The organism is Burkholderia sp. AU16482 (genome assembly GCF_002223285.1).
In the GTDB taxonomy this organism is placed as follows: Bacteria; Pseudomonadota; Gammaproteobacteria; order Burkholderiales; family Burkholderiaceae; genus Burkholderia; species Burkholderia semiarida.
On record NZ_NKEY01000006.1, the window covers coordinates 213045 to 236714 of the forward strand.

The 23670-nt window shown below is 68.5% G+C and carries 27 protein-coding genes; 16 read left to right on the forward strand and 11 right to left on the reverse strand.

The window, feature by feature from the left end; translation table 11 throughout:
• The first annotated feature begins 146 nt into the window (after positions 1-146).
• The 4 genes from CFB35_RS18325 to CFB35_RS18340 are packed head-to-tail and all read left to right on the forward strand — an operon-like array spanning position 147 to position 4821.
• Positions 147-1340: an ABC transporter substrate-binding protein gene (locus CFB35_RS18325; protein WP_089465390.1), complete on the forward strand. Its 1194-nt coding sequence runs from the start codon at positions 147-149 to the stop codon at positions 1338-1340.
• 39 nt (positions 1341-1379) lie between these two features.
• Entirely contained in the window at positions 1380-3191 is a 1812-nt protein-coding gene (locus CFB35_RS18330; RefSeq protein WP_089465391.1) for an ABC transporter permease, read from the forward strand.
• Between the two features lie 11 nt (positions 3192-3202).
• Positions 3203-4060: an ABC transporter ATP-binding protein gene (locus tag CFB35_RS18335; RefSeq protein ID WP_089465392.1), complete on the forward strand. Its 858-nt coding sequence runs from the start codon at positions 3203-3205 to the stop codon at positions 4058-4060.
• The gene (locus CFB35_RS18340; RefSeq protein WP_089465393.1) at positions 4057-4821 is read left to right on the forward strand and encodes an ABC transporter ATP-binding protein; all 765 of its coding nucleotides are present in this window, start codon (positions 4057-4059) and stop codon (positions 4819-4821) included. Before CFB35_RS18335 ends, CFB35_RS18340 begins: the two co-directional genes overlap by 4 nt.
• Before the next feature lie 6 nt (positions 4822-4827).
• Here CFB35_RS18340 and CFB35_RS18345 read toward each other — a convergent pair whose 3' ends face one another.
• Entirely contained in the window at positions 4828-5076 is a 249-nt protein-coding gene (locus CFB35_RS18345) for a DinB family protein (protein ID WP_256940000.1), read from the reverse strand.
• Positions 5077-5124: 48 nt separating this feature from the next.
• Between CFB35_RS18345 and CFB35_RS18350 the strand changes: the two genes are divergently transcribed.
• Entirely contained in the window at positions 5125-5574 is a 450-nt protein-coding gene (locus CFB35_RS18350; RefSeq protein WP_089465394.1) for a hypothetical protein, read from the forward strand.
• Positions 5575-5628: 54 nt separating this feature from the next.
• Here CFB35_RS18350 and CFB35_RS18355 read toward each other — a convergent pair whose 3' ends face one another.
• Positions 5629-7050: a sensor histidine kinase gene (locus CFB35_RS18355; RefSeq protein ID WP_089465395.1), complete on the reverse strand. Its 1422-nt coding sequence runs from the start codon at positions 7048-7050 to the stop codon at positions 5629-5631.
• Positions 7037-7702: a response regulator transcription factor gene (locus tag CFB35_RS18360; RefSeq protein WP_059580058.1), complete on the reverse strand. Its 666-nt coding sequence runs from the start codon at positions 7700-7702 to the stop codon at positions 7037-7039. Before CFB35_RS18360 ends, CFB35_RS18355 begins: the two co-directional genes overlap by 14 nt.
• Before the next feature lie 237 nt (positions 7703-7939).
• On the opposite strand from CFB35_RS18360, the gene CFB35_RS18365 reads away from it, so the two are divergent.
• From CFB35_RS18365 to CFB35_RS18380, 4 genes are all read left to right on the forward strand, one after another.
• Positions 7940-8965, forward strand: a complete 1026-nt coding sequence (locus CFB35_RS18365) for an ABC transporter substrate-binding protein (RefSeq protein WP_089465396.1) — start codon at positions 7940-7942, stop codon at positions 8963-8965.
• Between the two features lie 124 nt (positions 8966-9089).
• Positions 9090-10400, forward strand: a complete 1311-nt coding sequence (locus CFB35_RS18370; RefSeq protein WP_059580063.1) for an MFS transporter — start codon at positions 9090-9092, stop codon at positions 10398-10400.
• Between the two features lie 98 nt (positions 10401-10498).
• Entirely contained in the window at positions 10499-10774 is a 276-nt protein-coding gene (locus tag CFB35_RS18375) for a YlcI/YnfO family protein (protein WP_059580322.1), read from the forward strand.
• Positions 10771-11070 carry a type II toxin-antitoxin system RelE/ParE family toxin gene (locus CFB35_RS18380; RefSeq protein WP_060967920.1) on the forward strand — a complete coding sequence of 100 codons (300 nt, stop codon included), beginning with the start codon at positions 10771-10773 and terminating at the stop codon, positions 11068-11070. Before CFB35_RS18375 ends, CFB35_RS18380 begins: the two co-directional genes overlap by 4 nt.
• Before the next feature lie 40 nt (positions 11071-11110).
• On the opposite strand, the gene CFB35_RS18385 is transcribed toward CFB35_RS18380, so the two are convergent.
• Complete coding sequence (locus tag CFB35_RS18385; protein WP_089465397.1) at positions 11111-12910, reverse strand: sensor histidine kinase; 1800 nt, start codon at positions 12908-12910, stop codon at positions 11111-11113.
• On the reverse strand, positions 12907-13554 hold the full coding sequence (locus CFB35_RS18390) for a response regulator transcription factor (RefSeq protein WP_059580324.1): 648 nt from the start codon (positions 13552-13554) through the stop codon (positions 12907-12909). The genes CFB35_RS18385 and CFB35_RS18390 overlap by 4 nt, the downstream gene beginning before the upstream one ends.
• A 332-nt stretch (positions 13555-13886) precedes the next feature.
• On the opposite strand from CFB35_RS18390, the gene CFB35_RS18400 reads away from it, so the two are divergent.
• Both CFB35_RS18400 and CFB35_RS18405 read left to right on the forward strand, forming a co-directional pair.
• A complete protein-coding gene (locus tag CFB35_RS18400; protein ID WP_089465398.1) occupies positions 13887-14339 on the forward strand; it encodes a hypothetical protein in 453 nt (150 codons plus the stop codon).
• Between the two features lie 122 nt (positions 14340-14461).
• The gene (locus CFB35_RS18405; RefSeq protein WP_089465399.1) at positions 14462-16480 is read left to right on the forward strand and encodes a VTT domain-containing protein; all 2019 of its coding nucleotides are present in this window, start codon (positions 14462-14464) and stop codon (positions 16478-16480) included.
• Between the two features lie 24 nt (positions 16481-16504).
• On the opposite strand, the gene CFB35_RS18410 is transcribed toward CFB35_RS18405, so the two are convergent.
• Positions 16505-16834, reverse strand: coding sequence for a DNA-binding protein (locus tag CFB35_RS18410; RefSeq protein WP_006479699.1), 330 nt, complete (start codon positions 16832-16834; stop codon positions 16505-16507).
• Positions 16831-17163 (reverse strand): type II toxin-antitoxin system RelE/ParE family toxin, encoded by a 333-nt coding sequence (locus CFB35_RS18415; RefSeq protein ID WP_089465400.1) that lies wholly within the window; start codon positions 17161-17163, stop codon positions 16831-16833. Before CFB35_RS18415 ends, CFB35_RS18410 begins: the two co-directional genes overlap by 4 nt.
• Between CFB35_RS18415 and CFB35_RS34455 the strand changes: the two genes are divergently transcribed.
• Together CFB35_RS34455 and CFB35_RS18420 are read left to right on the forward strand one after the other, a co-directional pair.
• Entirely contained in the window at positions 17153-17407 is a 255-nt protein-coding gene (locus CFB35_RS34455; RefSeq protein ID WP_143328744.1) for a hypothetical protein, read from the forward strand. The two genes, CFB35_RS18415 and CFB35_RS34455, sit on opposite strands and share 11 nt — an antisense overlap.
• Positions 17408-17462: 55 nt before the next feature.
• Positions 17463-17972 (forward strand): GNAT family N-acetyltransferase, encoded by a 510-nt coding sequence (locus CFB35_RS18420; protein WP_059580082.1) that lies wholly within the window; start codon positions 17463-17465, stop codon positions 17970-17972.
• 19 nt (positions 17973-17991) lie between these two features.
• Here CFB35_RS18420 and CFB35_RS18425 read toward each other — a convergent pair whose 3' ends face one another.
• From CFB35_RS18425 to CFB35_RS18430, 3 genes are all read right to left on the reverse strand, one after another.
• Complete coding sequence (locus CFB35_RS18425; RefSeq protein ID WP_089465401.1) at positions 17992-18945, reverse strand: leucyl aminopeptidase; 954 nt, start codon at positions 18943-18945, stop codon at positions 17992-17994.
• A gap of 58 nt (positions 18946-19003) precedes the next feature.
• Entirely contained in the window at positions 19004-19126 is a 123-nt protein-coding gene (locus CFB35_RS35390; RefSeq protein ID WP_006479692.1) for a hypothetical protein, read from the reverse strand.
• Positions 19127-19468: 342 nt separating this feature from the next.
• Complete coding sequence (locus CFB35_RS18430) at positions 19469-19924, reverse strand: Lrp/AsnC family transcriptional regulator (RefSeq protein WP_059580088.1); 456 nt, start codon at positions 19922-19924, stop codon at positions 19469-19471.
• A 116-nt stretch (positions 19925-20040) separates the two neighbouring features.
• On the opposite strand from CFB35_RS18430, the gene CFB35_RS18435 reads away from it, so the two are divergent.
• The gene (locus tag CFB35_RS18435; RefSeq protein ID WP_089465402.1) at positions 20041-20586 is read left to right on the forward strand and encodes an alpha/beta hydrolase; all 546 of its coding nucleotides are present in this window, start codon (positions 20041-20043) and stop codon (positions 20584-20586) included.
• A 178-nt stretch (positions 20587-20764) separates the two neighbouring features.
• Positions 20765-22024 carry a YbfB/YjiJ family MFS transporter gene (locus CFB35_RS18440; protein ID WP_059580095.1) on the forward strand — a complete coding sequence of 420 codons (1260 nt, stop codon included), beginning with the start codon at positions 20765-20767 and terminating at the stop codon, positions 22022-22024.
• Between the two features lie 11 nt (positions 22025-22035).
• Here CFB35_RS18440 and hpaC read toward each other — a convergent pair whose 3' ends face one another.
• The gene (hpaC, locus tag CFB35_RS18445) at positions 22036-22581 is read right to left on the reverse strand and encodes a 4-hydroxyphenylacetate 3-monooxygenase, reductase component (RefSeq protein WP_059580098.1); all 546 of its coding nucleotides are present in this window, start codon (positions 22579-22581) and stop codon (positions 22036-22038) included.
• Between the two features lie 354 nt (positions 22582-22935).
• Between hpaC and CFB35_RS18450 the strand changes: the two genes are divergently transcribed.
• Positions 22936-23568, forward strand: coding sequence for a response regulator transcription factor (locus CFB35_RS18450; protein ID WP_060315760.1), 633 nt, complete (start codon positions 22936-22938; stop codon positions 23566-23568).
• Positions 23569-23670: the final 102 nt, after the last annotated feature.

The window sequence follows — 23670 nt, forward strand, 5'->3', positions numbered from 1 at the left end:
GATGCGGCGGGTATCGGCGGCCGTTCGCGCTCGTCATCGGCTTCGCGCCGCATGCGATATCGATATGCGCAAAACTTCGTTGGATCGTCCTGAACCGGATGGTTACATGCCCTCACTCTTTTCGATTGACGGAAGCTGGGGGACGCATGAAGGTTTCGGGGAACGACGCGCGCGGCGCATGGCGGCGCGTGCTGGGCACGGTGGCGGCGCTCGCCGCCGCATGGGGCTTGTCGGCCGGCGGCGCGCTCGCGGCCGGCGTGTCGGGCGAGCCGGTGGTGATCGGCGTGAGCGGGCCGCTGACGGGCCAGGACGCGCAATACGGCGAGCAGTGGAAGCGCGGCTTCGATCTCGCGCTCGACGAGATCAACGGCAGCGGCGGCATTCACGGCCGGCCGCTCGCGATCGACTTCCAGGACAGCCGCAGCGATCCGCGCCAGGCGGTGGCGATCGCGCAGAAGTTCGTCGCCGATCCGCGCATCGCGATCGAGCTCGGCGATTTCTCGAGCGCGACGTCGATGGCCGCATCGCCGATCTACCAGCGCGGGCAACTGGTGCAGTTCGGCTTCACGAATTCGCATCCGGATTTCACGAAGGGCGGCGATTATCTGTGGAGCACCGCGCTGAGCCAGGCCGAGGAGCAGCCGCTGCTCGCCCGCTACGCGGTGAAGGAACTCGGCTTCAAGCGGATCGCGGTGCTGTACCTGAACACCGACTGGGGCCGCACCAGCAAGGACATTTTCGCGAAGGCGGTGACGGGGCTCGGCGCGCAGGTCGTCGCGGCCGAAGGCTACCAGCCGGCGGAGAAGGATTTCCGCTCGACGCTCGTGCGGATCGGCGCATCGAAGCCCGATTCGATCGTGCTGATTTCCTACTACGCGGACGGCGCGCAGATCGTGCGCCAGGCGCGCACGTCGGGCGTCGCGCTGCCGATCGCGGCGGTAGGCTCCGTGTATTCGCCGAAGTTCCTCGAACTGGGCGGCACGGCCGTCGAAGGCGTCTATACGGAATCGAACTTCTTCCCGGCCGAGCCGCGCCCCGAGGTGCAGGCGTTCGTGCAGCGCTATCGCGCGAAATTCCACGCCGATCCCGATTCGTTCGTCGCGCGTGCGTACGATGCGCTGATCCTGTCGGCGGAAGTGCTGCGCCGCTACGGCACGACGCGCCAGGCCGCGCACGACGGCTTCGCGAAGATCAGCGACGTGCCGAGCGTGATCTTCGGCAAGGTGCGTTTCGATCCGCAGACGCGCCGCGTCGCGGGCGCGCGCACCGTGTACCTGGTCGTGAAGCAGGGGCAGTGGGCGCTGTGGGACGGCGCGAAGCCGCAGCTCGCGGCGCGCTGAACCCGACATGAACCGCCTGCACCTGACGGACGCATCGTGATGGCTTCCTGGCTCGACTACACGCTCAACGGCCTCATCGTCGGCAACATCTACGCGCTGCTCGCGGTCGGGCTCGCGCTGATCTTCGGCGTGTCGCACCTGATCAACTTCGCGCACGGCTCGGTGTACATGGTCGGCGCGTTCATCGGCTGGCTGTGCCTGACGCGCTTCGGGCTGCCGCTGCCGGCCGCGCTCGCGGCGGTCGTCGTCGGCTGCGGCGCGCTCGGCATCGCGATCGAGCGGATCGGGCTGCGGCCGCTGCGCCATGCCGCGCGCATCGCGCCGCTGCTCGCGACGATCGGCATCAGCTTCATCCTCGATCAGCTCGCGCAGCTCGCGTTCGGCGCGGACCCGCGCGCGGTGCCGACGCCGCTGCCCGACTGGCACCTGCGGATCGCCGGCGCGACGCTCGGCTCGCTCGACCTGCTGATCGCGGGCATCGGCATCGCGGCGGCCGCGCTGCTGTACGGCTTCCTGCGCTTCACGCGGCTCGGCTGGGCCGTGCGGGCGACCGCGCAGGATCGCGACGCGGCGTTGCAGATGGGCGTCGACGTCGATCGCGTGAACCAGACCGTATTCGCGATCGCGTGCGCACTCGGCGGCGTGAGCGGGCTGCTGGTCGGCATGTACTACAACAGCATCGATCCGGCGATGGGCTTTCAGGCGACGCTGAAGGGCGTCGTCGCGCTGCTGATCGGCGGGCTCGGCAACGTGCCCGGCGCGATCGCCGGCAGCTTGCTGCTCGGTCTCGTCGAAAGCTACGGCGTCGCGCTCTTCGGCACCAGCTACCGCGACCTGTTCGCGTTCGGGCTGCTGATCGTGTTCCTCGTGTGGCGGCCGAACGGCTTGTTCAGCGCGAACCGCGCGTTGCCGCCCGAACCGATGACGGGCACCTTCCTCGCCGCCGCGAAAGCCGTGCGCGTGCCGCGCCCCGTACTCGTCGCGCTGATCGCCGCGGTGGCCGTGCTGCCATGGCTCGGTGCATCGCCGTACGTGCTGCAGACGCTGACCAACGCGTGGCTGTACGGGCTGCTCGCGCTGAGCCTCACGCTCGTCGCGGGCACGGTCGGGCAGATCTCGCTTGGCCACGCCGCGCTACTCGTGATCGGTGCGTATGCGTCGGCGCTGCTGTCGTCGGATCTCGGCTGGTCGCCGGCCGTGACGATTCCGTGCGCGGGTGTGATCACCGCCGTGCTCGGCACGCTGCTCGTCTATCCGGCGTTCCGGCTGCGTGGGCATTACGTGTCGATCGCGACGCTCGGCATCGGCGAAGTGGTGAGCCTCGTGATCCTGAACTGGGATGGCCTCACGCGCGGCCCGCTCGGCATTACCGGCATCGCGCCGCTGCCGTGGGCGACGACCGCGCGCGCCGCGTACTGGTTCACGTTCGCGGTGCTCGTCGTGTTCGCGCTCGTGCAGGTGCGGCTGCTTCGCTCGCATCTGGGCCGCACGCTGCGCGCGGTGCGCGAGGACGACGTCGCCGCGCGCGCGCACGGCATCGCGCCGAACCGCTACAAGGCGATCGCGTTCGCGGTCGGCGGCGTCGCGGCGGGCGTGAGCGGCGGGATCGCCGCGCACCTGTACAGCTACATCAATCACCAGACCTTCGATTCGCAGGTGTCGATCCTCGCGCTGACGATGGTGATCCTCGGCGGGCTCGGCAACGTGCTCGGCGGTATCGTCGGCGCGATCGCGCTGATCGGGTTGCCCGAGCTGTTCCGCTGGGCGGCCGATTACCGGATGCTGATCTACGGCCTCGTGCTGCTGCTGCTCGTTCGTTTCCGGCCACAGGGCCTGCTCGGCACGGTGTGAGGAGGAATGCGATGACGACGACTCGACCCCTGCTCGACGTGCAGGGCCTGACGCGCCGCTTCGACGGCGTGACCGCGCTCGACGGCGCGAGCCTGACGCTCGCCGACGGCGAACTGCTCAGCGTGATCGGCCCGAACGGCGCGGGCAAATCGACGCTGTTCAACCTGATCGCGGGCGCCGACCGGCCCGATGCCGGCCGCGTGACGTTCGACGGCCGCGACATCACCGGCACCGCGCCCGAACGGCTCGCGGCGCTCGGCATCGCGCGCACGTTCCAGCATGGCCGCGTGTTCGGCAACCTGAGCGTGCTCGACAACGTGCTGATCGGCGCACATGCGCGGCTGCGTGCGGCGCGGCCGGGCTGGCCGGCGCTCGGCGCGGCGGCCGAAGTGCTGCGCGCGCTCGTGCGGCCCGCGTCGGTGCGGCGCGAGGAAGCCGCTTTGCGTGAAGAAGCGCGCGACATCATTGCCGGCTTCGGCGAACGGCTTACGCCGCGCATCGATCATCCGGCGCACAGTCTGTCGTACGCGAACCGGCGGCGCGTGGAGATCGGTCGCGCGCTCGCGCTGCATCCGCGCTTGCTATTGCTCGACGAGCCGACGGCCGGGATGAACGAGACGGAGACGGCCGAGATGCTCCAACTGATCCAGTCGCTGAAGGTACGCGGACTGACGATCCTGCTGATCGAGCACAAGCTCGAACTCGTGATGCGCGTGTCCGACCGCGTGATGGTGCTCGACAACGGCGTGAAGATCGCCGAAGGCGCGCCGCGCGACGTGCGGCACGATCCGCGCGTGATCGAGGCCTATCTCGGTCGCCGCCACGCGGGCGGTGCGCCGGCGGACCATACCACGCAGGCGGCCGCATGACCGTGCAATCTTCCGTGCCTGATACGACCATGACCGACGCGCTGCTGAAACTCGAACACCTCGACACGTTCTACGGGCCCGTGCAGGTGCACTTCGACGTGAACGTCGAAGTCGCCCGTGGGCAGATCGTCAGCCTGCTCGGCGGCAACGCGAGCGGCAAGTCGACGACGATGAAGCTGATTCTCGGGCTGATGCGTCCGCGCCGCGGCGTCGTGCGTTTCGACGGCGACGACGTGACCGCGCTCGCGACGCCGCAGCGCGTGCGGCGCGGGATCGCGGCCGTGCCCGAAGCGCGGCGGCTGTTCGGCGACATGAGCGTGCGCGAGAACCTGTTGATGGGCGCGTACACGCGCGGCGATCGCGCGGCGGTGGCCGAGGACTATGAGCGCGTGCTGGACCTGTTTCCGCGTGTGCGAGAACGATTGACGCAACGTGCGGGCACGTTGTCGGGCGGCGAGCAACAGATGCTTGCGATGGCGCGCGCACTGATGGCGCGGCCGAAACTGATCTGCATGGACGAGCCGACGATGGGGCTGTCGCCGCTCTACGTCGACAAGGTGCTCGAACTGATCGACGCGATCAACACGCAAGGGGTGACGGTGTTCATGGTCGAGCAGAACGCGAGCCTCGCGCTGGAAATCGCGCACTACGGGTACGTGCTGCAGACGGGGCGTGTGGTGCTGGAAGGGCCCGCGAAAACGCTGCTCGACGACGAGCGCGTGCGCGATGCGTATCTCGGTGGGGAGGCGGTGGCGGCGTAGGGCGTTTCACCGCCCGGCATTCGGCGGGTTCGCGTCGTCGACCTTGCCTTGCAGCCGTCGGTCGGGTTCTGTCCGATGCAAGTGAACCGTGTAGGTATCCCAAGGGAGTTCGATATCCTGTGCCGAGAGCGCGGCCGCCTGAATCATCAATCTGCCCGCTTCGCCGCGATGATAGCCGCCGTGCGTGACAACATGGGTCAGCATCTCTTCGCGCATGAGCCGCCCAGAAAAATCGTCACCGATACCGAAATTCACGGTAGATTGACGATCTCCTGATCTCGAACGCCACGGGGTTGCCGCGCCATGTTGACCTATTCCATCCAGAGAGTCGGCTACGATTTCAATCAGCTCGATCAGCAGGGCGCGACCGACTACGCGTCGTTCGTTCATGCGTTCGAGGCGTTTCCTTGGGCGGCCCAGCACATCGAATGGAACGAGACGCAGGACGGCCCGCTACCGGCGCTCGTGTTGCAGCATGCCGACGATCAGCGCGAGCTGTGGGTGACGGCATTGACGGATGCGCATTCGGACGGCTTCCAGCTGAATGCGGTGTCCATGCGGATGAAGAAGGGGCTCTTCGGCATCGGCAAGGGCAAGCTGGAGCAGCACGTCGAGACGATCGACGTGAGGAAGCGCGTGGACGTCGATACGTTGTGCCGGTTGTTCTGCGACCGCCAGTATGACGAACTGGACCAACTGGTGGCGCGGCATGCGCGGCGAAACGCCGACGACGGTCGGGACAGCGACGGCTGAACGCGTGTCGCCCGGTGGCGTTCAACGGAGCGTGCCTGCGCCGGATGCCGTTGCCTAAGTGTCGCTTGCGTGCGCCGTCACCGCACGCGGAAACGTCAACACCACCGCGAACCCGCCCGCCTCGGGAAACGCGAACCCCACGCGCCCGCCGTGCGCCTTCATCACTTCCTGCACGATCGCGAGCCCGAGGCCGGACCCCGTGCGCCGCTCGCTGCCGTCCGGCGCGATCCGCACGAACGGCTGCAACGCCGCGTCCCAGTGCTCGCGCGGTATCCCGCGCCCGTTGTCGGTGACGGTCAGCGTCACCGCCTGATCCGCGTTACCCATGGTCGCGACCGACACGACGATGTCGTCCGCATGGCCGTGCAGCAGTGCGTTGTGCAGCACGTTCGACAGCGCTTCCTGAAGACTGATCGCGTCGCCGTCGATCCACGCATGCGGCGCGTCGCTCGCGAACGCAACCGCCACGTCGCGTTCGCCGGCGAGCGGAATCGTGCGGCCCAGCACTTCTTTCGCGAGCGCGACGAGGTCGACCGGTTGCAGCGGCACGGCCTCGGTGCGATGAATCACCATCGCGTGATTGAGCAACTGCCCGGTGAGCCGGCCGACGTCCGACGAGGTCGCACGCAGCGCATCGAGCCGTGCCGCGTGACGCGCGGGATCGGATTCGCCGTCGAGCAGCTCGATCTGCGCGTCGAGCCGCGCGAGCGGCGTGCGCATCTGGTGCGCGGCGTCGGCGATGAAGCGCTGCATCGCGTTGATCCGCTCGGCGAGCCGCCGCATCAACCCGTTGATCGACCCGATGATCGCGTCGATCTCGCTCGGCGTATCGACGGCCACCGGCCGCAGGTCGGCCGGGTCGCGTGCGGCGATGATCGCGCCGATCCGCGCGAGCGGGCGCAGGCCGCGCCGGATCGCGAGGCCGCTCGCACCGATCGCGAGCACGCTCATCAGCAGGATCAGCGTCCATACCTTGATGCTCATGTCGTTCGTCAGTTGCTGGCGCGCATTGGTGGTCTGGGCAACCGTCACGAGCGCCCAGCCCGGCGTGCTTTCCTCCGGCATGTAGCGTGCGATCGTCGCGGTGCGGACCTGGTGCCCCTGGTAGACGGCGTTCGCGAACGCGGGGCCCTGCTTCGCGGCGGCGAGTGTCGCGGGGCTCGCGAGATCGTGATAGCCGGCCACGACGACGCCGCGCGAATCGACCACCTTGTAGTAGACGAGGTCGTAGCGCGACAGCGTCGACAGCGCGGCGACCGGCGGATTCAGCGCGAGCACGCCGCCTTGCACGTAGAGGTTTTCCGCGACCTGGATCGACGCGCCCGCCAGCAACTGGTCGTACGCGCGTTCGGCCGCGACGCCCGCGTAGTAGCGCGCGATCGCAGCGAGCGCGAGCGCGCCGGTCGCGACGACGAGCGCGATGAACAGCAGCGTGCGCCCGAACAGCGTCCTCGGGAACCAGTCAGTGCGCGGCAATCTGATACCCCATCCCGCGTGCGGTGCGGATCTCGACCGAGCTGCCCTGCAGCTTCCTGCGCACGCGCGTCACGTATTGCTCGACCGCGTTCGCCGTGGGCTCGTTGCCGAAGCTGAACAACTGGTTCAGCAGTTCTTCCTTCGAGAAGATGCGCTGCGGACGGCTCGCGAGGATTTCGAGCAGCGCGAATTCCTGGCGCGACAGCGACAGCGGCTGGCCGTCGAGTTCCGCGAGACGGCTGCTGCGGTCGATCACGAGGCCGCCGAGCGTCAGCACGTCGTTCGCGTGGCCGCTGTTGCGGCGCAAGAGCGCCTGCACGCGCGCGTCGAGCTCGCGGTAGTCGAACGGCTTCACGAGGTAGTCGTCGGCGCCGAGGCCGAGGCCGCTCACGCGGTCGTCGATCGCCGAGCGCGCGGTGACGAGCAGCACGGGCGTCGTGCTGCCGGCCGCGCGCAGGTTGCGCAGCACCGTGAAGCCGTCCATGCCGGGCAGGTTCGCATCGAGCACGACGAGATCGAAGCGCTCGACGCGCAGCAGCCCGTTCGCGGTCGAGCCGTCGGTTTCGAGATCGACGGCATGGCCGAGCCGCGTGAGACGGCTGCGGATCGCCGCGCCGATTTCGGCATCGTCCTCCACGACGAGAATGCGCATGGTGCCGTTTGCAGGTAGGTGGATTAGGGGTTTTCCCGGGGACGGGATGTCAGCATTTTCTCAGACTCGCCCGATAACCTGTGTCGAGCCGGAAGCAGGATGCAAGGACGGCATTAATACCAGAAATATTCAAGGAGACGGCAACATGCAGCATGTCACGGGCACGACGAACGCGCGCCGCCGCGCCACGCCGGCCGGCGCGTCGCCGCTGGCCGTCCGCCGCGCGGCGGTGCGCGCATGACGACGTCGCCGCGCCGCCGCGCGTTGATCGCCGCCGGCCTCGGCGTGCTGGGCGCGCTCGGGGCCCCGGCGCTCGTGCGCGCGAAACCGCGCACGGTGCGGATCTCGAAAGGCTATGGCGTGCTGTACCTGCCGCTGCTCGTGATGGAGAAGCAGCGGCTGTTCGAGCGGCATGCGGCGCGCCACGGCGTGCGCGACGTCGCGGTCGAATGGGTGCTGCTCGACGGCGGCAATTCCGTCAACGACGCGATGATGGCCGGCACGCTCGATTTCGCGGGCGCCGGCGCGCCGGGTTTCATCGAGCTGTGGGCGCGGGCGCGCGGCATTCCGAATGTCGAGGTGATCGGCATCAGCGGGCTGTCGACCACGTCGCTGTCGCTGAACGCGAACCGGCCGGGTCTCGTGTCGCTGCGCAATTTCACGCCGTCCGACCGGATCGCGGTGCCGGGCATCCGCACGTCGCTGTCGGCGGTCGTACTGCAGATGGTCGCGAGCCGGCAGCTCGGCCCCACGCATTTCGCGCAGCTCGATTCGATCACCGTGAACCTGCCGCATCCGCAGGCGATGCAGGCGCTGATCCGCCGCGAGCACGGCGTGACCGCGCACTTCACGTCGCCGCCGTTCTCGACGCTCGAATTGCGGCAGCCGGGCATCCATCGCGTGGTGAGCTCGGTCGACGTGCTCGGGCCGATGACGCTCGACGTCGTGTTCGCGCCGAAGCGGCTCGTCGATGCGGAGCCCGCGTTGGCCGCGGCGTTTCTCGGCGCGCTCGACGAAGCGAACCGCCTGATCGCGCAGGACCCGCGCGCGGCGGCGGCGCTCTATGCGGCGTCGTCCGGCGTCGGCGTGTCGCACGACGACGTGATGCGCATGCTGGCCGCGCCCGACACGCGCTTCTCGGTGCGGCCGAACCAGCTGATGGACTACGTCGAATTCCTGTACCTCGCCGGCACGATCAAGGCCAAGCCGCGCGCGTGGCACGAGATGTTCGCGCCGATGCTCGACGACTACCGGTCGGGTTGAGCCACGCGGGCCGCGAGCCGATTCCATTCATCGAACCACGTGGCGCCGGCGCGCTCGTTCCGCGCGGCGCCGATTCAACCCGCCGATTCAACCGATACGCAACCGATTCACGAAGGAGCCTGAAGTGAACGCTACCGACACCCTGGACCCCGCGTCCGCCGAAGAACAGCGCATCATGTCGAAGATGGCGCGGCGCCTGCTGCCCATCCTCGTCGTGATGTTCCTGATCGCGTTCATCGACCGGCAGAACGTCGGTTTCGCGAAACTGCAGATGGTGCACAGCCTCGGGATGACGGAAGCCGCGTTCGGGCTCGCGTCGTCGCTGTTCTTCATCGGCTACCTGCTGTTCGAGGTGCCGAGCACGCTCGCGCTGCATCGTTACGGCGCACGCGTGTGGCTCGCGCGGATCATGCTGACCTGGGGGCTCATCACGGTGCTGATGGGCTTCACCACGTCGATGCCCGCGTTCTGCTCGCTGCGCTTCCTGCTCGGCATCGCCGAGGCCGGCTTCTATCCGGGCGTGATCTACTACCTGACGCTGTGGTTCCCGCAGAGCTACCGCGCGAAGGTGCTCGGCATCTTCACGCTCGGCAGCGCGCTGGCGAACATGCTCGGCTCGCTGGTCGGCGGCGTGTTGCTGAGCCTGAACGGCGTGTGGGGGCTCGCGGGCTGGCAGTGGGTGTTCGTCGCGACGGGCATTCCGGCCGTGATCGTCGCGATCGTCGTGTTCCGCGTGCTGCCCGCGTCGTTCCGCGAAGCGCCGTTCCTCGACGAGCGCGAGAAGCAGATCGTCGCGGCCGCGCTGGAGCGCGAGAAGCCGGCGCAGGCCGAGCACGGGCAGCCGTGGAAGGCGCTGCTCGATCCGCGCGTGATGCTGTTCGCGGCGACCTACATGCTGATGTCGACGTCGCTGTACGGCGTCACGTACTGGCTGCCGACGCTCGTGAAATCGTTCGGCGTGTCGAGCGCGACGAACGGCTTCCTGAGCATGCTGCCGTGGGCGCTCGCGGTGGTGCTGCTGGTGTGGCTGCCGGCGAAGCTGCGCCGCGCGAAGAGCATCCTGCGCACGATCGCGATCGTCGCGGCGCTCGGTGCGCTCGGCTTCCTGCTGAGCCTCGTGCTGCCGTCGACGCCGCTGCGCTTCATCGCGCTGGTGCTCGGCGGCGCGTGCATCCCGTTGCTGTATCCGTGCTTCTGGTCGATGCCGCCGCGTTACTTCACCGGCGCGCGGGCGGCCGCGAGCGTCGCGGCGATCAACTCGATCGGCAACCTCGGCGGCTTCTTCAGCCAGAACCTGATGCCGTTCGCGGGCAAGATGACGGGCACCGCGTTCGGGCCGATGATCGTGCCGATCGTGTGCCTCGCGCTGCTCGGCGTCGGCGCGCTGGTCGCGTGGACGCGCTCGGAGCGGGGGATGGTGGCGGCGCGGGCGTGAGCGTTCCGTCGACAGCTCGACTAGAACGAACGGTCGACTGTCGTCGATTCGGGCCGATGTGCTACCATGTATTACATATGTAATGCATGGAGGGTGCGATGAAAACGGCCACGATGCCCGCGCTGCGAGTCGATCCGCAGTTGCGCGAGGAAGCGGAATCAGTTCTTGCGGAAAACGAGACGCTGTCTGCGTTCATGGAGTCGGCGTTGCGTGATGGCATCGCTCGGCGACGCTTGCAGCGCGAGTTCGTCGCACGAGGTTTGGCGTCTCGCGACGAGGCGCGACGCACGGGCGAATACATCGATGCCGCCGACGTTCAGCGCGAGCTCGAGTCCATGCTGAAAGCGGCTCGTTCGAAGAAGGCGGCGGATTGAGTTACCAAGTCAGATATACGCGTGCGGCGCGCGAAGACTTGGTGCGACTGTATCGATATCTCGTCGAACGTGATGAGGAAGCGGCAGCGAGGGCGTTGGAAGCGATCGAACGAGGTGTGGCCATGTTGCGATTGTTTCCGTTTACCTGCCGCAAGCTGGATGGGAGCAATCCCTTCCTGCGTGAACTCATCGTTTCCTTCGGCACGTCAGGCTATGTGCTCCTGTTCGAGATCGAAAGTGCTGAACAAGTCACGGTCTTGGCCGTTCGGCATCAGCGCGAAGAGGACTACCACTGACCCCTCGCGGCAGCATCCCGCTACCGTTGCTTTGACCGCTTTAGCCTTTCGTCCGCAACGCGCCGGGTCCTTCATGCACAATCGCCGCATGCACGGACGCCACCGGAATATCCACCTCCACCGTCGTGCCTTCGCCGAGTGTCGTCGCGATCCGCAGCGTGCCGCCGACCAGATACGCGCGCTCGCGCAACCCCACCAGCCCGAACGAACTCGACTTGCGCGGCACCGCGGGATCGAATCCCGCGCCGTCGTCGCGTATCGTCAGCGCGATCGCTTCGCCGCCGCACACGAGCTCGACGGCCGCGTGCGACGCGGCCGCGTGCCGCGCGACATTCGCGAGCGCTTCCTGCGCGATGCGGAACACGGCCGTCGCATACGGCTCGTCGAGTTGCAGCTCGGGCGGCTCGACGTGCAGCGAACAGGTAATCCCGTGACGGTGCCGGAAATCCTCCACGAGCCATTGCATCGCCGCCGCGAAGCCGAGATCGTCGAGCATCAGCGGGCGCAGGTCGGACGCGATGCGGCGCGTCGCGGCCACCGCGCCGCGTGCGAGCGTATGCATTGCCGCGATCTTGCGTGCGAGCGACGCGTCGTCCTGCGGCACGCGGTCGATCAGCCATTCGAGGTCGTTCTTCAGCGCCGCGAGTGACTGCGCCAGTTCGTCGTGCAGTTCGCGCGCGATGCGGCGCTGCTCGGCTTCGCGCGCGCTGGCGCTGATCGCCGCGATCTCGCGCAGCTCCTCGCGCGACGCCTGCAGCGCCCGCTCGGCACGCACGCGCTCCTCGACTTCGCGCCGCAGGTCGCGGTTCGACGCGCTCAGTTGCGCGGTGCGCGCGGCGACGCGCTGTTCGAGCCGTTCGTTCGCGTCGTTCAACTGCGCGCTTTTCTGTGCGACGAGCAGATGCTGGTAGCGGGCGCCCGCCAGTGCGCGCACTGTCTGCGCATGCAGCCGGCCGTTTTCGAACAGCATCGCGAACAGCACGACGCCCGATGCAACGAGACCGTACGCGCGCCCCGCATAGAAACCGAGATCGAAGCGCCCGTGGTTCAGCATCGACGACAGCGCGATGTCGAACAGCCACGCGACGAGCACCGTCATCACCCACAGGTCGAGCACGGAATGGCGCCGCCGCTGCCGCCACATCAGCATCAGCGCGACCAGGTTCAACCCCCAGACGGCCGTGATCGCTTTCGTCATCGTCGCGGTCATCCGGTTGCCGCTCATGATGCGCGGCAGCAGGTCGTGGCCGGCGGTCGCGAGCAGCGCGAGCGCGACCGTCACGCCGCCTGCGGCCGCGATGCAGAGGACGACCGGAATCGCCGCGCGACGCTGCGGGGCCGGCACCGCACGGCCGCGCGAGGTCGCGCGCAGCAGTGCGTACGCGGCGACCGACAGCGGAAAGCCGCCATGCCAGAACAGGTACAGCCATGCGGTGGTCTGTTCGCCGGCGCCGAGCAGGCCGGTGGGCGCGAACAGGCCGGGGAAGGTCAGCATGTGCGTGCCGGCCATGAACGCCGTGAACAGGTAACCGCCCGCCAGCACGAGCAGCGGCTTCTCGCGCAGGATCGCGTACTGGCCGAGCAGCAGGCCGGCCGTCACCATGTCGTTGACGACGATCGCCGACTGGTACACGGGAATGAACGCCCAGCCCGGCGCGAGCGGGATCGCTGCGAACGGCGCGAGCGCGGCGAAGATCACGGCCGAGACGAGCACCGTCGCGAGCGCGAGCCGCCGCTCGCGTCGGCCAGGCGGCAGCGACGACATGAACAGGCGCGACGTATCCGGACCGTCGTCGTCCGACGGCGGCGGGGCGGGCGGGAGGGGGAAGGCGGCCGTCATGCGTCGTCGGTGCCGAGGTCGAGATCGTGGCGCACCGCGTAGCGGATCAGCGCGGCTTCGTGCGGCAGCGCCATCTTCTCGAGGATCCGCGTCTTGTACGTGCTGACCGTCTTCGCGCTCAGCGCGAGTTCGCACGCGATCTGCGTGACGGTCCGGCCCGTGACGATGCGGCGCATCACGTCGAGCTCGCGCGCAGACAGTCGCTCGTGCGGCAGGGCATGAGCCGGCGCCCGCAACGTGCGAGCGAGGCTTTCGGCCGCGGACGGGCTCACGTAGACGCCGCCCGCCGCCACCTTGCCGACGGCCTCGACGAGCTCGGCGGTCGCGCTGTCCTTCGTCAGATAGCCGATGGCGCCGGCCTTGAATGCGCGTGCCGCGTACTGCGTTTCCGCGTGCATCGTCAGCACGAGCGTGCGCAGCGACGGCGCCTGGCGCTTGACCAGCCGGATCAGCTCGATGCCGGTGGGGGCGGGCATCGACAGGTCGAGCAGCAGCACGTCGGCGGCGGCGCGCTCGGCCAGCGCGAGCGTGCCCGAGCCGTCGCTCGCCTCGCCGACGATCTCGAAACCGCCGGCCGTTTCCAGGATGTGACGCAGTCCGTCCCGCATGACTGCGTGATCGTCAGCCAGAATTACCCTGATCATCTTCCAGCGGTCCTCTTCGGGATGACGCCGCGCGCTGCTGTCGTTGCTGTCCGGGTGTTGCCGCGGCCGTTCTTCTGACCAATATATGCCCCCGAACCCGAAAACGGTACTCGTTCGCGAAATTTTCAGGATGGTGGGTCGCGAAATGCCCACCGACACGAAATAATTCACGCGGAATGGCACGGCCCCAGCCCGGGCGAATCAGGGTATTCCCGGGGGGATCGTGACGTCCGACGCGGCCCGGCGCGCCGTCGCCGCAACCGCCCCGCGAACCGTGCCGAATCGGGACTAAACTGGTGCGCGATGCCACTGCGCGAACCGGGGAGCCCGCGATGATCGACCTGGCCGATATCCTGCCGTCCGCGCTGCCCGCCGCGCTCGCCTGGGCCGAAGCCGAGGCGGCGAGCGGGCTCGCCCGGGGCGCGCCGCTGACGCCCGCGCAAGCCGACGATGCGCGCGCGGTGGGCGTCGTGCAGCCGGACCTCATTCGCGTGGTGGCGGTCGATCGCATGCCGTTTCCCGATACGCCAACGCTTGCCGAGATCGCCCGCGAGACGGGGCTGCTGTCGCCCGGGACGATCGGCCTCACGCTCGGTCATGCGGTGTACGTGCTGCGCGGGCACGACACGCGCCGCCTGCTGACCCATGAATTCCGTCACGTACATCAATACGAGGCCGCCGGCTCGATCGGCGCGTTTCTTGCGCGCTACCTGCGCGAGATCGCGACGGTCGGCTACCACGATGCGCCGCTCGAGGCCGACGCGCGGCAGCACGAGTTCGATTGAGCCGCAACCCTGCCCCCTGAACCCCGCCGGCGGCGCGAGCGTGTACATGTTGCGATGAACGTATCCAATGCCCCTGCCGGCCCGGCGTTCGCACACCGGGCCGCCCCGCTCGGGAGTGTGCGATGAGCGACACGATCCATGCGTGGATCGGCGCGATCGGCGCGCATCCGCTGCTCGTGCTGGCCATCGTATTCGTGGCCGCGTGCGCCGAGGCGATCGCGCTGATCGGCACGGTCGTGCCGGCCGGCGCCGTGATGTTCGCGGCCGGCGCGCTGATCGGCGCGGGCGCGCTCGATGCATGGGCGACGATCGGCGTCGCGGCCGTCGGCGCGGTGATCGGCGACGGGATCAGCTACGAACTCGGGCGACGTTACCGCGGGATGATCCGCAACGCATGGGTGCGCTTCGGCTACGCGAGCGCGTACGCGCGCGGCGAGGAATTCGTGTTGCGTCACGGCATGAAGAGCATCGTGCTCGCGCGCTTTCTCGCGCCGGTGCGGGCGGTGGTGCCGGTCGTCGTCGGCTGCGCGACGCTGCCGCGCCGGTCGTTCTATCCGGTCAACGTGATCTCGGCACTCGTGTGGGCGCCCGTGCACGTCGCGCCCGGCATTCTGTTCGGCGCATCGGCCGCACTGGCCGCGGCGATCAGCGTGCGGGTCGCCGCCATCCTGCTGGTCGTGGCCGCGCTGGTCGCGCTGGTATGGATCGGCGTGCGCGTCGCGCTGCGGCGCGGCTGGCCGCTGCTGCGCCGTGCGCTCGCCGACGCCGTGCACGCAGGCGCGCACCGCTGGCCGCGGGTCGGCGCGCGATTGCACGGCGCGATCGCCCGCTTGCGCGCGTTGCCGGGCGCGGTGCCCGTGCTCGCGCTGCTGTTCATCGGCTGCGTGTGGCTGTTCGCGGGAATCGTGCGGAACGTCGTCGCGAACGACCCGCTGATGCATGCGGACATCGCGCTGTACGCGTTCCTGCAGAACCTGCGCACGCCGCCCGTCGACGCCGCGATGAGCGCGCTCGCCGTGCTGCACGGGCACGACACGGGGCTGATCGTCGCGGCCGCATTTCTCGTCTGGCTGATGATCCATCGCTGCTGGCTGACGGCTGCATGGTGGCTCGCGACGGTCGGCGTCGCCGTCGTGCTCGTGCCGGTGTTCGGCGCGAGCGTGCCCGGCGCGACGCCGGCGAGCCTGCCGCCCGGCGCGCCGCACGTGCCGCTGCCCGATGCCGACGCCGCGTTCGCGATCCTCGCGAGCAGCGGCCTCGGCTGGGTGCTGACGCGCGACCGGCCCGCGCCGTGGCGCATTCCGGTCGTGACGGCGGTCGTGCTGTGGATCGTGCTCGGCGGTTTTGCGCGGCTGTACGTGGGCGATACCTGGTTGTCGGGTTTGCTGGGCGGCTGGAGCCTCGGGCTCGCGTGGTTCGCGTTGCTCGCCGGCGCCTACGCGTACTGGCGCGTGCGCGAACACGTGCAGCCGAGAGGCGCGCTCGTCGCGATGGTGGTCGTGCTCGCGACGGCCGGCGTATGGACGGTTCCCGCGCAATGGCAGATCGATCGCGCATCGCGCCCGCATGCCGGCGACGTGGTCGCGATGACGGTCGACCAGTGGCGGCGCGGCGGGTGGCAGCGCGTGCCGACGCGTCGCACCGAGATCGGCGGCGACCGCGAGGAGTATCTGCCGCTGCAATGGAGCGTGACGTCGGACACGCTCGACCGCCATCTCGCGCAGGCCGGCTGGCAGCGTGCGACGCCTTGGTCGCCGGCCACCGCGCTGCGCTGGCTGTTGCCGCAGGCGCCGGCCGACGCGCTGCCGGTGCTGCCGCGCTATACGCACGGCGAAAGCACGCGGCGCGTGTTCGTCCGCGTCGATCCGGCCCACCCGGACAGCCGCTTCGTGCTGCGGCTCTGGCGTTATCCGTACGTGCTGCAGGACGCGCTCGGCATGCGCCCGCTGTGGTACGGCGCGCTATATCGCGAGACGCTGCGCCGGCCGGCGCGGCTGATGACGTTCGTGCGCACGACGACGATCGACGATGCGGCGGCGATCGCGCAGGCCTTGGCGGTCGAGCCGACGATCGAGCATCGGCCGGCGGGGATGACGGCCGCGCCGGGCGAGATGCTGCTCGTATGGATGGTCAGGCCGTGAGCGGGCAGGCGTGACGTGCGCCCGTTACGCGTGCGACGGCTGTGCGGGAACGACGGACAGGCGCAGGCCGACGGTCTTGAGCACCGCGAGCAGGGTCTTCAGCGTCGGGTTGCCGTTCGGGGACAGCGTGCGATACAGCGATTCGCGGCTGATGCCGGCCTCGGCCGCGACCGCGCCGAGCCCGCCGTACGCTTCCGCGACCGTGCGCAGCGCGAGCAGGCCGGCCGCGCGGTTGTCGGGATCGTCGAGCGACTCCATTGCGACGCGCAGATAGGCCACCGCGAGTTCGCGGTCGGCGCCGAGTTCGGCGACTTCCGCGTCGTGGTGCGATACCGCGCCTTTGAGCTTGTTCATGTTTGTCTCCGTTTCCAGTTCGACCAGTGTTCCTTCGCGCGCCTGATGTCGTCGGGTTGGCTACCCTTGTCGCCGCCGGACAACAGCGGGATCAGCGCACCGCCGTACCGGCCGAAGTACACGCGATAGCCGGCACCGACGTGGATGCGCAGTTCGATCACGCCTTCGCCGACCGGTTCGCAATCGCCGAAATTGCCGGTCTGCACGCGGCGCAGGCGTTCGCGAATCCGTGCCTGCGCAAGCTTGTCGCGCACGGCGTTCAGCCACTCGGTGAACGGCTCGCGACCGTCGTCGCGCTGATAGCGAAGCAGTTCGAACTTGGAAAGCATTGTAACTTATAAGCTACAAAAAAGGTGGCTGGAACGAGGCGGTCCGTATCGCGACGGCGCTGCGGCCGACACGCACGCGGCGTCTTCATGGCTCGAGGTTTCAGGCAGTGATGCCGGCTTCACGGACGAAGATCATTCTTTCATCCGGTTCGAAGCGTGGCGATTCGGCCGAATGGCCACGGTCGATGGTGTGATCAGGGGCGCGTATCGCAGCGCGGCGTTGCGCGCCGGCGAGCGTCGATGAATCGCGGTACGATCGCTGGCCTGCCTGCCGACATCACCCGCACGAGAGAACCCGCATGATCACGATCCGCCCGATGACCGACGACGATTTCGCACGCTTCTGGCCGACCTACCGCGCCATCGTCGCTGCTCAGGAAACCTACGCATTCGATCCGGAGCCGACGCCGGAAGCGGCGCGCGCACAGTGGCTCGACGCGCCGCTCTGCACGTGGATCGCCGAGGAGGACGGCGTGCTGCTCGGCTCGTACTACCTGAAGGCGAACGCGGCCGGGCCGGGCAAGCACGTGTGCAACTGCGGCTACATGGTGAGCGAGGCCGCGCGCGGACGCGGCGTCGCGCGCCTGATGTGCGAACACTCGCAGCAGGTCGCACGCGAGCGCGGTTTCCTCGCGATGCAGTTCAATTCGGTGGTCGCGACGAACGAGGTCGCGGTCGCGCTGTGGCAGAAGCTCGGATTCGAGATCGTCGGCCGGCTGCCGCGCGCATACCGTCACGCGCGGCTCGGCTTCGTCGACTGCTTCGTGATGTTCAAATGGCTCGGCGACGCGGCGGCCGCCGAAGCCTGAGCCGGCAATCGCCGCCGCGTCAGACGGCGAACGCGCCGTCGAACACGATCCGCTCGTCGAGCGCGAGCGTGCCGCGCGCGAAGATCAGGTCGAGATGGTGGCTGCCGTTTTCGCCGCCGCCGAGCCCGAGATGCAGCCCGGGGTGGCGTTCCTCGAACCCTGCGTTGCGGCCGTACAGCCCGCGAATCCCGAGGTTCGTGCCGATGCCGAATTCCTCGATCCGCCGGTGATTCGCGTGCCGGTCGAGATAGGTCGAGAAATCGCGGCGGAAGCCTGCGTCGTCGGTGTCGAAATCGACGATCGTGCTGTGCTCGACATGCAGCGTCGCGAGCCGCTCGGCCACCTTGTACTTGATCGCGAACGGCACGGTGCCGAGAAACGTGCCGCTGAACACGACCGAGCCGTTCAGGTCGGTCACGTGCGTCGCGATCTCGCCGGGCACGACGTCGAGGTTGCCCATGCCGTCCACGCTCGTCCATTTCTGGTCCGGCGCGAGCGAGCCCGTCAGCGTGTTGCCGGCTTCGTCGATGAAGCGGATCTGCGACGCGCGCGCGGCCGCCTCGATCAGCCGGGCGTTGCGTGCGGCGATGTCGTCGAGCGATTCGGCGAACGCCTCGTCGAGATGCGGGCCGTAATCCTTGAATAAAACCGATTTGCTCCAGTGCTCGACGATCGCGGGGCGGATCGCGGCGAGGAACGGCGGCCCGCTCGGAGAAGGCGTCGGCAGGCACGACGAGTCGTACAGCAGCACGAACAGGTCGGCGTCGCCGAGTGCGGCGGCGATGTCGGCGGGTGGGGTGCTTTCGAGGCAGAGGGTGGTCGCGTCAAGCGAATCGGGCAGGGCGGAAAAGGCGCGCAACGCGATGTCGCGATTGCGGGCGTCGTAGCCGACCAGCAGTTTCCCCGATTCGCCGCGTGCCAGCTTGTCGCGCAGCGCCGGGTGAAAACCGAGCGCGCGGTGCAGGTTCAGCATGCGTATCTCCGGAAGCGGCGGAAGGGCCGCGGCCCTTCCGCGAGAACGGGTGGCCCGCTCAGACCGGCCAGAGCGCGGTGCCGAACGGCACCACGGCGTCCTCGACCATCATGTCGACGGCCTCGGGGTGCGTGTCTTCCTGCATCCAGTCAAGCAATTCGATTTGCTGGGTTTCCTGCATGTCAATTCTCCTGTGGTGAACATGAGTGATTCAACATGAAAGCGCGGAAAAAACAATCCCGCTCCTCGTTCGATATTTTGTGAATGCCGGACGAGTGGCGTCGATATTAGTCGGATGAATTTACGAAAGCAATGCGTTGCAAGGTTTTTAGCGGAAGCGTGCTAAACAAGGGCGTTTGCGGTTCAAATATTGGAAAAAACCGGATAAAACGACAGGCGGGTCACGCATCTTTTTTTAGTGAATCGAATTTGGATCTCCGAAATGAATTCGATCATTTTTAATTTGGATTCAATTGCCGGAATTGCTGCGCTTTATGTCATTGACGAAAGCCGCATGCGAGCGTCATCCGAGCAACGCCTTGCCGATCGCCTTCGTCGGCTCGGAGCGCAGCACCAGCGAAGTCGTGACCGCGCCGAAGCGGGCAATCGCATCGATGAGGGTTTCGAGCTGGCCCGGTGTCGGCACCAGCACCTTCAGCAGAAAGCAATCCTCGCCGGTCATGCGATGGACTTCGATCACATGCGGCATCTCGGCAAACGTGCGCAGCGCCGGTTTGATGTGCTCGTGGGTCGTTTTCAGCCGGATGATGGCCATCATGCCCAAGCCCAGTGCCGCCGGATCGATCCGTGCGCCGTAGCCGGCGATGATGCCGCGTTCTTCCAGCCGCTTGACGCGCTCCGACGTCGCGGGCTGCGACAGCCCGATACGCCTGCCCACTTCCGACAGCGGCGTCCGCGCGTTCTCCTGCAGCGCTTCGAGGATCGCAAGATCCAGGCGATCGAGTGCTTCGTCCGGCATGACGGTCCTCCAGTACCGTTGATTCATCGGCATTCTGGCTCAATAACCGATGACTTGCCATTCCATGCCGACCGGCGCACCGCCACACTGCGGGCTTTGCGTTGACGGAGGGCGTGATGGAGCAAGCGATCGTGATCGTGCCGGGTATCGGTAATTCGGGACCGGATCATTGGCAGAGCCACTGGGAGGCGGCGTTGCCCGGCGCCGCGCGCATCGCGCCGGCTTCGTGGGAGGCGCCCGAACTGGCCGACTGGACGGCGGCGCTGGACGCGGCCGTCGCGAACGCCGGGGCGCCGCCGCTCGTGGTTTGTCACTCGCTGGGCTGTCTGTTGTTCGCACATTGGCATGCCGCGTCGGCGCGCGCGGTGCGCGGCGCGTTTCTCGTGGCCGCCCCCGACCCGCAAGGGCCGCGCTTTCCGGTTGCCGCCGCCGCGTTCGCGAACCTGCCGAAGCGTTCGTTCGGGCGCGTGCCGGTGCTGGCGATCGCGAGCGCGGACGATCCTTACGATCCATCCGGGCGCGCGCTCGAATGGGCAACGGAACAGGGCGCGACGCCGCTTCTGCTCGGCGCACGCGGCCATCTGAACGCGGCGTCCGGGTTGGGCGGATGGTCGGAAGGGCGCGCCCTGCTTGCGGCTTTTGCGGCCGGACTCGGGCGGTAGTGCGGGTCAGCGCCGGCCGACCTTCGGCTTATTCACGCCGTTGCGCCGGACCGATGGGAGCGGGCGCACCGGCCGTCGCGATTTTGCCGCGTGCGCGCGCCGGTTTCACGGCGGCTCCAGTATGATCGACCGATGGCGGCGGAAGCCCCGGAATCGAACAACGAAGGAGACACCCCCGATGCGTGCAGTGCCGCAACCGGAGCGTGCCGGCCGCTCGCGGCCGGACGCCGGCGCAACCGATCCCGGCCGCATGGCCGCATGGCGGCTCGCGATCGGCCTGTCGCTCGGCAGCGCGATCGCGCTTGGCCTCGCACGCTTTTCGTACGCGCTGCTGCTGCCGCCGATGAAGGCCGATCTCGGCTGGACGTTCGCGCAGGCCGGCGCGCTGAACACGGCGAACGCGGCCGGCTACCTGATCGGCGCGCTGGCATTCCCGCTGCTGTCGCGGCGCTGGCGCGCGGGCACGCTGCTCGCGGCCGGCTGCGCGTTGACCGCCGTGCTGATGGCCGCGGGCGGGCTCACGTCGGACATGCACGCGCTGCTGGCGCAGCGGCTGGCAACGGGTGTCGGCAGCGCATCGATCTTCATCAGCGGCGGCGTGCTGGCCGCGCGGCTCGCATCCGCGTCGCCGCGCGACGCGGGGCTGCTGCTCGGCCTTTATTACGGCGGCACGGGATGGGGCATCGTCGCGTCGTCTTTGCTCGTGCCGGCCACGCTCGTGCCGCGCATGCACGGCTGGCAACCCGCGTGGTTCGCGCTCGCGACGGCATGCGTGCTGTTCTCGGCGGTGGCCGTGTCGGCTGCACGCCGCATCGAGCAGGCACATGCGGCACCGGTGAGGCAGGCCGACGCCGACGGCGCGAAACCGGCGGTGACCGCGAGCCCGGCGCGCTTCGCGCTCGCGCTGGCCGGCTACGGCCTGTTCGGCGTCGGCTATATCGGCTACATGACGTTCATCGTCGCGCTGCTGCGCGGCGCGGGGATGAGCGGCACGGTGGTCGCCGCGTTCTACGTGATGCTCGGGATCGCGACCGTCGTGTCCGCGCGGTTGTGGTCGGGGTTGCTCGACCGGATGCGCGGCGGCCACGCGCTCGCCGTGCTCAATGCGCTGCTCGGCGTCGCGACGCTGATGCCCGCGCTGTTCGTGCATCCGGCTGCCGCGTTCGCGTCGGGCTTGCTGTTCGGCGCGACGTTCCTGTCGGCGGTCGCGTCGACGACGGCCTTCGTGCGGCACAACCTGCCGCCCGACGGCTGGGCGAAGGGCATCAGCGCGTTCACGACGGTCTTCGCGTTCGGGCAGATCGCGGGGCCGGTCGCGATCGGGTGGGTGTCGGATAGCGCGGGCCTTGCGCGCGGGCTCGTGTATTCGGCGCTGACGCTGTTCGCGGGCGCCGCGCTCGCGGCCGGGCAGCGCGCGCTGCACAGCAGGTCCGCGTAGTCGCGCGAACGTCACCGCACACACGCGGCGCGCGACACGCGATGAAACGCACGGCTGAAGTAGATGAGGCTGTCGCCGTCGTCGCGCACGCGAATCGACGTCGCCTCGATGAACATCACCGAGTGCGAGCCGACTTCCTTCATCTCGGCGATCGTGCCCTGCAGGCTCGCGAGCGCATCGCGCAGCACCGGCACGTCCTGTTCGCCGCGATCCCACACGGGCAGCTGGAAGCGTTGTTCCATCGGCAGGTCGGTGAGCCCCGCGAAGTGTCGCGCGAGCAGTTCGTGCTCGGCCGGTAGCACGTTGATGCACACCTGACGGTTGCGCTCGAAGGTCGCGTGCATCGCGCTCGACCGGTTCAGGCACACGAGCAGCGTCGGCGGCGCATCGGTGACGGAGCACACGGCGCTCGCGGTGATTCCGCAGCGGCCGTGCGGCCCCGCGGTGGTGATCACGTTGACGGCCGCGCCGAGGTGGGCCATCGCCTGGCGGAAGGCCTTCTGCGCGTCGGTCGGTTCGACGCGCGGCGGTCGCTGGATATCGGTCGTGGAAGACATGGGCGCTCCTGATTGGACGAAAGCGGCGAACCGCGCGGCGCTGCGAGGGCAGCGCCGGATCGCCGACGATGACCCAAGCGTACGTCGCGAAAAGGCGGCCGACCATTCGCACGATTGACGATCGGGATGGCGTTCCTGCCAACGCGTCTAAAGGTTCTACCTAGACGCGTGCCGCCGCGTGCAAAAAAAGCCGCGATTGTGCGTTCGCGCGGCACGTCCAGGGGTTTGCAGCGGGTTTTCGGCTCGTTATGATGTGCCGCACACCCCCAGCGAACGACGCTTGCGCCACGCCGGCCACCGGCGTTGCGCGCGGCGCGTGCGATACCGATACCGATATTCAGCGAGACCCCCGCGATGACGTCACCCGCACCGATCGTATACATCGTCGACGACGACAGCGGCATGCGGACGTCGCTCGCCTGGTTGCTCGAATCGGTCGGCATCGCGTCCGAGGGATTCGCGAGCGCCGCCGATTTTCTCGCGCGCTTCGACGTGAACCTGCCTGCGTGTCTCGTGCTCGACGTGCGGATGCCGGAGAAAAGCGGCTTCGACGTGCAGGCCGAACTGAACGCGCGCGGCGCGACGCTGCCGGTGATCTTCGTCAGCGGGCACGGCGACATTCCGATGTCGGTGCGCGCGCTGCAGAACGGGGCGATCGATTTCGTCGAGAAGCCGTACAACTCGCAGCAGATGCTCGAGCGCGTGCAGCGTGCGTTGCGGCTCGCGCAGCAGCGGCATGCGGTGAGCCAGCGCCACCGCGAGCTGCGCCAGCGGCTCGATGCGCTGACCGCGCGCGAGAAGGAAGTGCTGCGCGGCGTCGTGGACGGCAAGGGCAGCAAGCAGATCGCATCCGATCTGTCGATCAGCGTGAAGACGGTCGACGTGCATCGCGCGAGCATCAAGGAGAAGCTCGGCGCGACGTCGATCGCCGCGCTCGTGCGCGACGTGATGGTCGTGTGGGGCGACGACGGGGAGTCGTCGCGCTAGCGGTTGAGGCTGTGCGCGGGCGGACTTGCGCATACACGCCGCACCACACGAAGCACGCCAAGCATGCGACGCAGCCCGCGCGCGCCACGCGCGTCGCACACC

What these genes read in the sequence shown, in the direction of transcription:
- CFB35_RS18385 (WP_089465397.1), bottom strand. Translation starts at nt 12,910, where the DNA reads ATGACGGCCGCCTTCCCCCTCCCGCCCGCCCCGCCGCCGTCGGACGAC.
- CFB35_RS18440 (WP_059580095.1), top strand. Translation starts at nt 20,765, where the DNA reads ATGCGTGCAGTGCCGCAACCGGAGCGTGCCGGCCGCTCGCGGCCGGAC.
- CFB35_RS18335 (WP_089465392.1), top strand. Translation starts at nt 3,203, where the DNA reads ATGACGACGACTCGACCCCTGCTCGACGTGCAGGGCCTGACGCGCCGC.
- CFB35_RS18450 (WP_060315760.1), top strand. Translation starts at nt 22,936, where the DNA reads ATGACGTCACCCGCACCGATCGTATACATCGTCGACGACGACAGCGGC.
- CFB35_RS18360 (WP_059580058.1), bottom strand. Translation starts at nt 7,702, where the DNA reads ATGCGCATTCTCGTCGTGGAGGACGATGCCGAAATCGGCGCGGCGATC.
- CFB35_RS35390 (WP_006479692.1), bottom strand. Translation starts at nt 19,126, where the DNA reads ATGCAGGAAACCCAGCAAATCGAATTGCTTGACTGGATGCAGGAAGAC.
- CFB35_RS18420 (WP_059580082.1), top strand. Translation starts at nt 17,463, where the DNA reads ATGATCACGATCCGCCCGATGACCGACGACGATTTCGCACGCTTCTGG.
- CFB35_RS18405 (WP_089465399.1), top strand. Translation starts at nt 14,462, where the DNA reads ATGAGCGACACGATCCATGCGTGGATCGGCGCGATCGGCGCGCATCCG.
- CFB35_RS18340 (WP_089465393.1), top strand. Translation starts at nt 4,057, where the DNA reads ATGACCGTGCAATCTTCCGTGCCTGATACGACCATGACCGACGCGCTG.
- CFB35_RS18425 (WP_089465401.1), bottom strand. Translation starts at nt 18,945, where the DNA reads ATGCTGAACCTGCACCGCGCGCTCGGTTTTCACCCGGCGCTGCGCGAC.
- CFB35_RS18325 (WP_089465390.1), top strand. Translation starts at nt 147, where the DNA reads ATGAAGGTTTCGGGGAACGACGCGCGCGGCGCATGGCGGCGCGTGCTG.
- CFB35_RS18430 (WP_059580088.1), bottom strand. Translation starts at nt 19,924, where the DNA reads ATGCCGGACGAAGCACTCGATCGCCTGGATCTTGCGATCCTCGAAGCG.
- CFB35_RS18375 (WP_059580322.1), top strand. Translation starts at nt 10,499, where the DNA reads ATGAAAACGGCCACGATGCCCGCGCTGCGAGTCGATCCGCAGTTGCGC.
- CFB35_RS18350 (WP_089465394.1), top strand. Translation starts at nt 5,125, where the DNA reads ATGTTGACCTATTCCATCCAGAGAGTCGGCTACGATTTCAATCAGCTC.
- hpaC (WP_059580098.1), bottom strand. Translation starts at nt 22,581, where the DNA reads ATGTCTTCCACGACCGATATCCAGCGACCGCCGCGCGTCGAACCGACC.
- CFB35_RS18330 (WP_089465391.1), top strand. Translation starts at nt 1,380, where the DNA reads ATGGCTTCCTGGCTCGACTACACGCTCAACGGCCTCATCGTCGGCAAC.
- CFB35_RS18410 (WP_006479699.1), bottom strand. Translation starts at nt 16,834, where the DNA reads ATGAACAAGCTCAAAGGCGCGGTATCGCACCACGACGCGGAAGTCGCC.
- CFB35_RS18435 (WP_089465402.1), top strand. Translation starts at nt 20,041, where the DNA reads ATGGAGCAAGCGATCGTGATCGTGCCGGGTATCGGTAATTCGGGACCG.
- CFB35_RS18400 (WP_089465398.1), top strand. Translation starts at nt 13,887, where the DNA reads ATGATCGACCTGGCCGATATCCTGCCGTCCGCGCTGCCCGCCGCGCTC.
- CFB35_RS18390 (WP_059580324.1), bottom strand. Translation starts at nt 13,554, where the DNA reads ATGATCAGGGTAATTCTGGCTGACGATCACGCAGTCATGCGGGACGGA.
- CFB35_RS18415 (WP_089465400.1), bottom strand. Translation starts at nt 17,163, where the DNA reads ATGCTTTCCAAGTTCGAACTGCTTCGCTATCAGCGCGACGACGGTCGC.
- CFB35_RS18365 (WP_089465396.1), top strand. Translation starts at nt 7,940, where the DNA reads ATGACGACGTCGCCGCGCCGCCGCGCGTTGATCGCCGCCGGCCTCGGC.